Source organism: Inquilinus limosus MP06, from assembly GCF_000767795.1.
GTDB lineage: Bacteria > Pseudomonadota > Alphaproteobacteria > DSM-16000 > Inquilinaceae > Inquilinus > Inquilinus limosus_E.
In genome coordinates this window covers 1-10,017 of record NZ_JANX01000194.1, presented here as the reverse complement: position 1 = coordinate 10,017, position 10,017 = coordinate 1, and the positions used below count along the sequence as shown (strand labels likewise).

The window sequence follows — 10,017 nt, the reverse complement described above, 5'->3', positions numbered from 1 at the left end:
GCTCGACGCGCTCGGCCTCGCCGGCCATCGCGGCAAGCGGCCGGACCAGCTGTCCGGCGGCCAGCGCCAGCGCGTGGCGGTGGCCCGCGCACTGGCCAACGACCCGCCGCTGCTGCTGGCCGACGAGCCGACCGGCAGCCTCGATTCCCACAGCTCGGAGCAGGTCTTCGCCATTCTTTCGGCGCTGGTGCGCGAGCGCGGGAAGACAGTGATCGCGGTGACCCACGATGTCGAGCTGGCGGCCCGGATGGACCGGCGGATCCATCTGGTCGACGGGGTCGTGACCAGCGACGAACGGACCAAAGTGTGACCGGCGCTGGGCGCCTCAGCCCGCCTTCGGCGCCTTCTCGGGTCGGCCGGCCGTGTTCAGCGCCACGGCGGCGCGGATCAGGGCCGTCAGCGCCGCCTCGTCGATCGCCTCGCCCTCACGGATGTCGATGGCGCGCCGGGTGTTGCCGTCGAGGCTGGAGTTGAACAGGCCCTTCGGGTCCGGCAGCGCCGCGCCCTTGGCGAAGGTCAGCTTGACCACGGCCTTGTAGGTCTCGCCGGTGCAGAGGATGCCGGCATGCGACCACACCGGGACGCCGCGCCACTTCCACTCCTCGACCACCTCCGGGTCGGCCTGCTTGATCAGGGTCCGGACCCGGGCCAGCGTCTCGCCCCGCCAGTCGCCCAGCTCCTGAATCCGCCCGTCGATCAGGCGGGAGGCGGACTCCGCCCCCTCCACCGCGTCGCCTTTTGCCCTGGTGATCGGCATCGTCGCCCGCCCGTCGCTCGAATGTCGCCCGACGCCGGCCTCCATCACGCGTCCCGCCGCGGCTGGATCATCTTCCACCCGTTCCCCGACGGATCACGGAAGCTGGCGTCGACGGCACCATAGCGCTCGATCGGCTCCTGCGTGAACTCCACGCCGCGGGCGCGCATCCGGTCATGGGCGGCGCGGCAGTCGTCGACGTCCAGCACCAAGGGCGGCATGGCGCCTTTCGCCACCGCCTCGCGCAGGGTCTGCGCGGTGGCCGCGTCGACCATCGGCGCCTGCGGCGTGAACAGGCCGAGCTGGAAGGACGGCTGGTCCGGATGCTGCACCGTGAGCCAGCGATAATCGCCGTTCCGCACATCGGTGTGCACCCGGAAGCCGAGCTTCCCGACATAGAATTCAAGGGCCTCGTCCTGATCGCGGACATACAGGCCGACCACCCCGACACCCTGGCTCATGGGACCTCCGTTTGCTGGGACGCGGGCACCCTATCGTCGGCCTCCTGCCGCCGCTTCTCCGAAACTGCGATTGTGAGGTCCGGCCGGTGGGCGGCGCTGAGGAAGCAGGGCGGCACCCGGTCGAGCCGGTGCAGCGCCGCCTTCTCGCGCGCCCGGAGCCCGCCCGGGCTCTCGCCGGTGACGTCGCGGAAGGTGCGGCCGAAGGTGCCCAGGCTGTTCCAGCCGGTCCCGAACGCGATCTCGGTGACCGGCAGGTCGGTGTCGCGCAGCAGCGCCTTGGCCCGCTCGATCCGCCGCGTCAGGAGATAACGATGCGGCGGGACGCCGAACGCCTCCTTGAACGACCGGGCGAAATGCGCTTCGGAGACGCCGCTGACCCGCGCCAGCCGCGGCACCGGCCAATCCTCATGCGAGGCGGCGTCCATCCGGTCCTTGGCGCGCAGCAGGCGGCGCAGCAGCGCCGGATCCTGGCCTGTGCCCGACGGCTTGCGTCCCGCCCCGCTCACATCCGCTCGCCGGGCAGCCGGCTGGCCTGCCTCATCCAGTCGGCAAGCTGAGCCTCGTCCAGCGCATCGCCCTCATGGATGTGAAAGTAGCGCACGCGCTGCTGCTTCGAGGCGACGGGCGGCAGCGGGTCCAGCGATGCGCCGTTGAAGAAGGCCAGCTTGATGTATTTGGCGAAGCAGTGGATGCCGAGGAACCAGGTCTGCTCCTCCATCCCATAGAGCGGCGAGTTCCACTTGACCGCCTTGCGCACGCCGGGGACGGCGCGCTCGACCAGGGCGTCGAGGCGACGCCCGGCATCGCTCTTCCAGCCCGGCATGGCGGCGATATAGGCCTGTACCGGCCCGTCGCCATGGCCCTTGGCGATCTGCGGGTTGCCGCCGGAGAGCAGGACCGGCTCGCCCGCCTTCCGACCGGCGGTGGCCGGCTTGTCGGCCTTCGGCGTGCCTGTTTTCGGCGTGGCTGTCTTCCTGCCGGCCATCGCGCTCCCCTCGCTGATCGACGAACAGGCCACCGAGAATATGGAAATTCCCGGTGATGTCGACCGCCGCACGAAGCCGCATCGAATCACCCCCGGCTTCGGCTATGGTCGCCGCCATGCCGCCGATCATCACCGTCTCGAACCTCTCGAAGACCTACGCCTCCGGCTTCCAGGCGCTGAAGAGCGTCGACCTGGAGATCCGGCGCGGCGAGATCTTCGCCCTGCTCGGCCCCAACGGCGCCGGCAAGACCACGCTGATCAACATCGTCTGCGGCATCGTCCGTGCCAGCGGCGGGTCGGTCACCGTGGACGGCCACGACATCGGGTCCGACTACCGCGCCGCCCGGTCCCGCATCGGGCTGGTGCCGCAGGAGCTGACCACCGATACCTTCACCACGGTCCAGGCCACCTGCGCCTTCAGCCGCGGGCTGTTCGGCAAGCCGGCCAACCCGGCCCATATCGAGAAGGTCCTGCGCGACCTGTCGCTGTGGGAGAAGAAGGACAGCAAGATCATGACGCTGTCCGGCGGGATGAAGCGCCGGGTTCTGATCGCCAAGGCGCTGGCGCACGAGCCGGACATCCTGTTCCTGGACGAACCCACCGCCGGCGTCGATGTCGAGCTGCGGCAGGATATGTGGCGGCTGGTCCGCGCCCTCAGGGACCAGGGCGTGACCATCATCCTGACCACCCACTACATCGACGAGGCGGAGGAGATGGCCGACCGGATCGGGGTGATCCGCAAGGGCGAGATCATCCTGGTCGAGGACAAGGCCGAGCTGATGCACAAGCTGGGAAGAAAGCAGCTGACCCTGCAGCTGCAGGTGCCGCTGGACAGCGTGCCCGAGTCCCTGGCTGCGCATCATCTGTCCCTGTCGGCCGACGGCACCGAGCTGGTCTATACCTACGACACCCAGGGCGAGCGCACCGGCATCACCGCCGTGCTGCAGTCCCTGTCCGATGCCGGCATCCGGTTCAAGGACCTCCGCACCAGCCAGAGCTCGCTGGAGGAGATCTTCGTCAAGCTGGTGAGCGAGCGGCCATGAACCTCTACGCAATCCGCGCGATCTACATCTCCGAGATGGCGCGCACCGGGCGCACCCTGATGCAGAGCATCCTGTCGCCGGTGATCTCGACCTCGCTGTATTTCGTCGTCTTCGGCTCGGCCCTCGGCACCCGCATCGAGCAGATCCACGGGGTCAGCTACGGCGCCTTCATCGTGCCCGGGCTGATCATGCTGTCGCTGCTGACGCAGAGCATCTCCAACGCCTCGATCGGCATCTATTTCCCGAAATTCATCGGCACGATCTACGAGCTGCTGTCGGCCCCGGTCTCCTATCTCGAGATCGTCGTCGCCTATGTCGGGGCGGCGGCCACCAAGTCGATCATCCTCGGCGTCATCATCCTGGCCACGGCCGGGCTGTTCGTGCCGCTGCAGGTGGTGCACCCGGTCTGGATGGTAGTGTTCCTGCTGCTGACCGCCGTCACCTTCAGCCTGTTCGGCTTCATCATCGGCATCTGGGCCGACGGGTTCGAGAAGCTGCAGGTGATCCCGCTCCTGATCATCACGCCGCTGACCTTTCTGGGCGGCAGCTTCTATTCGATCACCATGCTGCCGCCCTTCTGGCAGACCGTGGCGCTGTTCAACCCGGTGGTCTACCTGATCAGCGGCTTCCGCTGGAGCTTCTACGGCGTGGCCGACGTGAACGTCGCCGTCAGCCTGGGCATGACCGTGGCCTTCCTGGCGGTCTGCCTCGCCATCGTCGCCTGGATCTTCAGGACCGGGTACCGGCTGAAGTCCTGAGACGCCCCATCCGCGACTTTACCGCCCCGCGTTCATTCCTGCTAAACCTGCCCGGGGACGCCGACGGAGACTCGGGCCGGGGGATCCGGCCCCGCGATGGAAGGGAATTGCCATGCCAGAGCGTTCACGGCGGCCGATCCTGTGGCTGCTGCTCCTGCCCTATATCGGGCTCCTGTGGGTGCCGTTCTACAATGCGCGGGAGCCGGAGATCCTGGGCTTCCCGTTCTTCTATTGGTACCAGTTCGCCTGGGTGCCGCTGACCGCGCTGATCATTTGGATCGCTTATCGGAGCGTGCGCCATGACGACTGAGCTGGACGTCGTCGCGCTCGCGGTCTTTGCCTTCTTCTTCATCCTGGTCACGGTCATGGGCTTCATGGCCGCCCGCTGGAAGCGGGGCGAGACGCTGGCCCATATCGACGAATGGGGGCTGGGCGGCCGGAAATTCGGCACCTGGGTCACCTGGTTCCTGGTCGGCGGCGACTTCTACACCGCCTACACCGTGATCGCGGTGCCGGCGCTGGTCTATGCCGTCGGCGCCTACGGCTTCTTCGCCCTGCCCTACACCATCATCGTCTACCCCTTCGTCTTCCTTGTGATGCCGAAGCTGTGGAAGCGGGCGAAGGAGCACGGATATGTCACCGCGGGCGACGTGGTGTTCGGCCAGTACGGCTCGCGCGGCCTGGAGCTGGCGGTGGCCATCACCGGCGTCCTCGCCGTGATGCCCTATATCGCGCTGCAGCTGGTCGGCATGGCCGCGGTGATCAAGGCGCTGGGCCTGACCGGAGAGCTGCCGCTGGCGATCGCCTTCGTCATCCTGGCGCTGTACACCTATTCCGCGGGCCTGCGGGCGCCGGCGCTGATCGCCTTCGTCAAGGACATCATGATCTACATCGCGGTGCTGGCCGCGGTGGCGCTGATCCCGTGGGAGCTGGGCGGCTACGGCGCCGTATTCCAGGCGGCCGACCAGGCCTTCCAGGCCAAGGGCGCGGGCGGCCTGCTGCTGGGCGGCAACCAGATGGTGGCCTATGCCACGTTGGCGCTGGGCTCGGCCCTCGCCGCCTTCATGTATCCCCACACCCTGACCGGCATCTTCGCCTCGGCCAGCGCCAACACCATCCGCAAGAACGCAGCGCTGCTGCCGGCCTACACGCTGCTGCTCGGCCTCCTGGCCCTGCTCGGCTATATGGGCCATGCCGCGCACCTGCAGGTGGCCAGCCCGAACGACATCGTGCCGGCGCTGTTCCAGACACTGTTCCCGAGCTGGTTCGCCGGCTTCGCCTTCGCCGCCATCGCCATCGGCGCCCTGGTGCCCGCGGCGGTGATGAGCATCGGCGCCGCCAACCTGTTCACCCGCAACTTCTGGAAGGCCTATGTCGACCCGGGCGTGAGCCATGCCGGGGAGGCGCAGGTGGCCAAGGTCACCTCGCTGGTGGTCAAGGTCGGGGCGCTGCTGGTGATCGTGTTCCTGCCGACCCAGTTCGCGCTGGACCTGCAGTTGCTGGGGGGCGTCTGGATCCTGCAGACCCTGCCGGCGCTGGTGTTCGGCCTCTATGTCGGCTGGTTCCGGGCCCCGGCGCTGTTCGCCGGCTGGGCCGTCGGCTTCTTCGGCGGCAGCTTCGTCGTCTGGTCCGACGGGCTGAAGCCGCTGCATGCGCTGAGCATCGGCGGCAGCACGGTCACGGTCTATGCCGGCCTGCTGGCCCTGGCCGCCAACATCGTGGTCGCGGTGCTGGTCAACCTGGTGGCGGCGCCGCGGGTGGCGCACACCGCCTGACCGGACGGGCGGGGCGAGGCTATTCGGCCTTGCCTCGCCCTCGCGGGCGGGTCGCCTCGGCCACCGAAGTCTTGGTGCGGCCCAGCAGATCCATCAGCCGCTCGATCTCCCCGGTCTCGAGGCCCGCCGTCATCTCGGCCACCCAGTCGCCATGCGCCGCGGCCATGGCGGCGAACTGGCGCTCCCCCTCCTCCGTGAGGCGGATGACGTGCTTGCGCCGGTCTTCCCGCGACTGCTCGCGCGCCACCAGCCCGTTCTCGACCAGCCGCTCGACCAGCCCGGTCATGTTGCCGTTCGACACCATCAGCCGCTGGCTGAGCTCGCCCAGGGTCAGGCCCTGGCGCATCTTGTACAGCTGCGCCATCAGGTCGAAGCGCGGCAGGGTGGTGTCGAAGCTCTCGGCCAGGCGGCGCCGGACCTCGCGCTCGATCATCGTGGTGCAGGTCAAAAGCCGCAACCACAGCCGCAGCTCGACGCGGTGGTCCTTGGGCCGGTCGGCGACGGCGGTCTCGGCATCGATCATTCTGCGTCAATCCTGCACACGGGCCTTGGCCGCCCGATCTGCTTTAAGTTTAAAGTATAACCGCGGACCGCGCAGCCCCCGACGCCAAGACGCCCCGGCCGGGCGCCCGGCCGCTTCCGGAGCCAGCGGAGAGCAGGGCCATGACCAGCAGATGGATCGACATCCCGGCCGATGACGGCGGCCGGTTCCAGGGCTATCTGGCGGTGCCGGAGAGCGGCAGCGGCCCCGGCATCCTGCTGCTGCAGGAGATCTTCGGCGTCAACGCCCATCTCCGTGCCGTCGCCGATCTCTATGCCGAGGAAGGCTACGTCGTGCTGGCGCCGGACCTGTTCTGGCGGCTGGAGGCGAAGGTCGACTTGGGCTATGGCGAGGCCGATGTCGCCCGCGCCCGCGAGTTGCTGGGCCGGCTGGACATCGACCGCGCCGTGGCCGATTGCGGCGCCGCCCTGGCGGCGCTGCGGCGGCTGCCGGAATGCCGCGGCAAGATCGGCGCGCTGGGCTTCTGCCTGGGCGGGCGCCTGGCCTATCTGACCGCCGTGCGCCACCAGGTCGACGCCGCGGTCAGCTATTACGGCACCGGGATGGAGCCGCTGCTGGGCGAGGCCGGCGCGGTTCGCTGCCCGATGGTGTTCCATATCCCCGAGAAGGACCGTCACCTGCCGCCGCCGGTGCGCGAGGCCATCGCCGCCGCCTTCGCCGGCCGCGACGACGTCCAGCTCTTCGTCTATCCGGGCGCCGATCACGGCTTCAACGTGCCGGACCGGGCGGCCTACGACAAGCCGGCCTCGCTGATGGCCCATTCCCGCAGCCTGGCCGTGCTCCGCGCCGCGCTGGGGCCGCATTACGATCTGCCGGCGCTGTGGGAGCGGCACACAGAACTGGAATTCGCCACCCGCGACGCCCGCGCCACCATGGCGACGATGGTGGCGCAGCCCTATGTCAACCATATCCCGACCATGACCGGCGGCGTCGGCCAGGACGATTTGTACCGCTTCTACGCCAACCACTTCATCCCGAAGACGCCGGCCGACACCAGGCTGGTCCCGATCAGCCGCACCGTCGGGGTCGACCGGCTGGTCGACGAGATGCTGTTCTGCTTCACCCATGACGTCGAGATCGACTGGATGCTGCCCGGCATCCCGCCGACCGGGCGGTATGTCGAGATCCCGCTGGTCGCGATCGTCCGCTTCCGCGGCGACAAGCTGTACAACGAGCACATCTACTGGGACCAGGCGTCGGTGCTGGTGCAGATCGGCCTGCTCGACCCCAAGGGCCTGCCGGTGGCCGGGGTGGAGACCGCGAGGAAGCTGGTCGATGAGGGCCTGCCGTCCAATACCCTGATGGCCCGCTGGGCGGACAGCGCACCGGGCGGGAAGGCGTAGGGGCAGGACCACTTCGGTCGTCTCTCCGTTTGTCATCCCCGGGCTTGACCCGAGGATCCAGGGGCTTTCAAGAGCCGCTCTCAATGGCCCCTGGATTGCCGGGCCAAGCCCGAGGATGGCGGTGAGTGGTGTGCTATTCATCCAGCACCGGCCCCGCCGCGATCGCCCATCGACAGCGGGGCCGGTTTCGATGAGGATGGATGCGAGCAGGGGGAATTTCTCACACACTCATTTCAGATGCGCATTCATGGCTTCGTGCTGGGGTTCGTGCTGGCGGCGCCGGCGGCCCTGGCTTCTCCGTCGACCGCCGTCCCGGCGGCGCCGGATCCTTCCGACGACATCCTGGCGATCATCGAGACCGGGCCCGAGGCGGCGCTGCGGGCGCTGCGCCTGACCGCCGAATCCGGAGATGCCGAGGCGCAGATCCGGCTCGGCTATCGCTACGAGGCGGGTGACGGCGTCGACCGGGACCCGGCCGAAGCCGCCCGCTGGTACCGGCGGGCCGCCGAGCGGGGCAGCGCCCGCGGCCAGGCCTATCTCGGCGACATGTACCGGGACGGCCTCGGGGTGGCTCGCGACGATGCCGAGGCGGTGCGCTGGTACCGCCTGTCGGCCGCCCAGGGCGATGATCGCGGCCAGACCTATCTGGGCTACATGTACCAGGACGGGCGCGGCGTCGGCCGCAACGAGGCCGCGGCGGTCCGGCTGTACCGGCTGGCCGCCGAACAGGGCTACATCCCGGCCCAGACCAGCCTTGGCTACATGCTGGAGAATGGCCGGGGCGCCGGCCAGGACTATGCCGCCGCGGCCTATTGGTACGGCCGCGCGGCCGACGCCGGATCCGCCGTCGGCCGGCGCCTGCTGGGGTCGCTGTACTATTTCGGCCACGGCGTGCCGCAGGACGACGCCGAGGCGGTGCGCCTGTACCGCCTGGCCGCCGAGCAGGGCAATGCCGAGGCCCAGACCAATCTCGGCTGGATGACCGAGGTCGGCCGCGGCACGGCGGAGGACGAGACCGAGGCCGTGCGCCTCTACCGCCTCGCCGCCGAGCAGGGGCTGGCCCGGGCGCAGACCAACCTGGCCTTCATGTACGACGCGGGCCATGGCGTTCCGAAGGATCCGGCCGAGGCGGTGCGCTGGTACCGCCTGGCGGCGGCGCAGGGCTATGCCCGGGCCGAGGCTGAGCTCGGCGCGATGTACGATTCCGGGCGCGGCGTGCCGGAGAACGACGCCAAGGCGATGCGCTGGTACCGCCTGGCCGCCAAGCAGGATTATGCCGAGGCGCAGAACAACATCGGCATCCTGTACGAGCTCGGCCAGGGCGTGCCCGCGGATGATGCCGAGGCGGCGCGCTGGTACCGCTTGGCCGCCGACCAGGGCTACCTGCACGCCCAGAGCAATCTCGGCTGGCTGTATGAGAGCGGCCGGGGCGTGGCCAAGGACGATGCCGAGGCCGCCCGCCTCTACCGCCTGGCCGCGGATCAGGGCCTGGCACGGGCGCAGACCAATCTGGGCGACCTCTACCGTGACGGCCAGGGCGTGGCGCGCGACGATGCGGAGGCGGTGCGCTGGTATCGCCTGGCGGCCGACCAAGGCCTGGCCCGCGCCCAGGCCAATCTCGCCTGGATGTATGAACGCGGCCGCGGCGTGCCCGATGACGATGCCGAGGCGGCCCGCCTCTATCGCCTGGCCGCCGACCAGGGCCTGGCGCGGGCGCAGACCGATCTCGGCGACCTCTACCGCGACGGCCAGGGCGTGGCCCGCGACGATGCGGAGGCGGTGCGCTGGTACCGCCTGGCCGCCGACCAGGATTTCGCCCGCGCTGAGGCCGATCTCGGCTGGATGTATGAGCGCGGCCGCGGCGTGCCCGATGACGATGCCGAAGCGGCGCGCTGGTACCGCCGCTCGGCCGAGCGGGGCTATGCCTATTCGCAGCTTCGCCTCGGCCGGATGTACGAGCAGGGCCGCGGCGTGGCGCGGAGCGATCTCAAGGCCATCCGCTTGTATCGCCTCGCCGCCGACAAGGGCAATGCCGAGGCCGCCCGCAGCCTCGGCCGGTGCTTCCAGGCCGGGCGCGGCGTGATCCAGGATGACGGCCAGGCGCTGCGCTGGTTCCGCATCGCCGCCGACAAGGGCGACGCCGAGGCGCAGAACGAGCTGGGCATCGCCTATGAGACCGGCCGCGGCGTGGCCCGCGACGAAACCGAGGCGGTGATCTGGTTCGCCCGAGCCCTGACCGACGGGGGACGACGCGCCGAAAATACGCTGCCATGCTGCTCGGCGCCCGGTCGCCCGCGGCCAAGGCCGCGGCGGCGCTGCGCCTGCTGGCCGCGCTC

General features: G+C 69.6%; 12 protein-coding genes. 7 read left to right on the top strand and 5 right to left on the bottom strand.

What is annotated here, in order from left to right:
• A partial coding sequence (locus tag P409_RS16340) for an ABC transporter ATP-binding protein (protein ID WP_034839324.1) occupies positions 1-310 on the top strand: 310 nt, incomplete at its 5' end.
• A gap of 15 nt (positions 311-325) precedes the next feature.
• Here P409_RS16340 and P409_RS16335 read toward each other — a convergent pair.
• The 4 genes from P409_RS16335 to P409_RS16320 are packed head-to-tail and all read right to left on the bottom strand — an operon-like array spanning position 326 to position 2,200.
• Positions 326-757 carry a DUF1801 domain-containing protein gene (locus P409_RS16335; protein ID WP_034839333.1) on the bottom strand — a complete coding sequence of 144 codons (432 nt, stop codon included), beginning with the start codon at positions 755-757 and terminating at the stop codon, positions 326-328.
• Between the two features lie 44 nt (positions 758-801).
• Positions 802-1,215: a VOC family protein gene (locus tag P409_RS16330; RefSeq protein WP_034839319.1), complete on the bottom strand. Its 414-nt coding sequence runs from the start codon at positions 1,213-1,215 to the stop codon at positions 802-804.
• Positions 1,212-1,721 (bottom strand): helix-turn-helix domain-containing protein, encoded by a 510-nt coding sequence (locus P409_RS16325; protein WP_034839315.1) that lies wholly within the window; start codon positions 1,719-1,721, stop codon positions 1,212-1,214. The genes P409_RS16330 and P409_RS16325 overlap by 4 nt, the downstream gene beginning before the upstream one ends.
• Positions 1,718-2,200 (bottom strand): DUF1801 domain-containing protein, encoded by a 483-nt coding sequence (locus tag P409_RS16320; protein ID WP_034839310.1) that lies wholly within the window; start codon positions 2,198-2,200, stop codon positions 1,718-1,720. The genes P409_RS16325 and P409_RS16320 overlap by 4 nt, the downstream gene beginning before the upstream one ends.
• A 116-nt stretch (positions 2,201-2,316) precedes the next feature.
• Here P409_RS16320 and P409_RS16315 point away from each other — a divergent pair, with 116 nt between their 5' ends.
• The 4 genes from P409_RS16315 to mctP all read left to right on the top strand — a co-directional run bounded on the left by P409_RS16315 (position 2,317) and on the right by mctP (position 5,776).
• Positions 2,317-3,243, top strand: coding sequence for an ABC transporter ATP-binding protein (locus P409_RS16315; RefSeq protein WP_034839330.1), 927 nt, complete (start codon positions 2,317-2,319; stop codon positions 3,241-3,243).
• Positions 3,240-4,001, top strand: coding sequence for an ABC transporter permease (locus P409_RS16310; protein ID WP_034839306.1), 762 nt, complete (start codon positions 3,240-3,242; stop codon positions 3,999-4,001). Before P409_RS16315 ends, P409_RS16310 begins: the two co-directional genes overlap by 4 nt.
• Positions 4,002-4,113: 112 nt before the next feature.
• Positions 4,114-4,311 carry a DUF3311 domain-containing protein gene (locus P409_RS16305; RefSeq protein ID WP_034839302.1) on the top strand — a complete coding sequence of 66 codons (198 nt, stop codon included), beginning with the start codon at positions 4,114-4,116 and terminating at the stop codon, positions 4,309-4,311.
• Positions 4,301-5,776 (top strand): monocarboxylate uptake permease MctP, encoded by a 1,476-nt coding sequence (gene mctP, locus P409_RS16300; RefSeq protein WP_034839298.1) that lies wholly within the window; start codon positions 4,301-4,303, stop codon positions 5,774-5,776. Before P409_RS16305 ends, mctP begins: the two co-directional genes overlap by 11 nt.
• Before the next feature lie 19 nt (positions 5,777-5,795).
• On the opposite strand, the gene P409_RS16295 is transcribed toward mctP, so the two are convergent.
• The gene (locus tag P409_RS16295) at positions 5,796-6,299 is read right to left on the bottom strand and encodes a MarR family winged helix-turn-helix transcriptional regulator (protein WP_034839294.1); all 504 of its coding nucleotides are present in this window, start codon (positions 6,297-6,299) and stop codon (positions 5,796-5,798) included.
• A 140-nt stretch (positions 6,300-6,439) separates the two neighbouring features.
• On the opposite strand from P409_RS16295, the gene P409_RS16290 reads away from it, so the two are divergent.
• Both P409_RS16290 and P409_RS16285 read left to right on the top strand, forming a co-directional pair.
• Entirely contained in the window at positions 6,440-7,681 is a 1,242-nt protein-coding gene (locus tag P409_RS16290) for a dienelactone hydrolase family protein (RefSeq protein ID WP_034839290.1), read from the top strand.
• A gap of 237 nt (positions 7,682-7,918) precedes the next feature.
• On the top strand, positions 7,919-10,017 hold a 2,099-nt coding region (locus tag P409_RS16285), incomplete at its 3' end, for a tetratricopeptide repeat protein (protein WP_081991555.1).

Bases quoted from the DNA above. Each gene is read 5' to 3' on its own strand.
- P409_RS16335 (WP_034839333.1), bottom strand. From the start codon at position 757: ATGCCGATCACCAGGGCAAAAGGCGACGCGGTGGAGGGGGCGGAGTCC.
- P409_RS16320 (WP_034839310.1), bottom strand. From the start codon at position 2,200: ATGGCCGGCAGGAAGACAGCCACGCCGAAAACAGGCACGCCGAAGGCC.
- P409_RS16330 (WP_034839319.1), bottom strand. From the start codon at position 1,215: ATGAGCCAGGGTGTCGGGGTGGTCGGCCTGTATGTCCGCGATCAGGAC.
- P409_RS16310 (WP_034839306.1), top strand. From the start codon at position 3,240: ATGAACCTCTACGCAATCCGCGCGATCTACATCTCCGAGATGGCGCGC.
- mctP (WP_034839298.1), top strand. From the start codon at position 4,301: ATGACGACTGAGCTGGACGTCGTCGCGCTCGCGGTCTTTGCCTTCTTC.
- P409_RS16295 (WP_034839294.1), bottom strand. From the start codon at position 6,299: ATGATCGATGCCGAGACCGCCGTCGCCGACCGGCCCAAGGACCACCGC.
- P409_RS16315 (WP_034839330.1), top strand. From the start codon at position 2,317: ATGCCGCCGATCATCACCGTCTCGAACCTCTCGAAGACCTACGCCTCC.
- P409_RS16290 (WP_034839290.1), top strand. From the start codon at position 6,440: ATGACCAGCAGATGGATCGACATCCCGGCCGATGACGGCGGCCGGTTC.
- P409_RS16305 (WP_034839302.1), top strand. From the start codon at position 4,114: ATGCCAGAGCGTTCACGGCGGCCGATCCTGTGGCTGCTGCTCCTGCCC.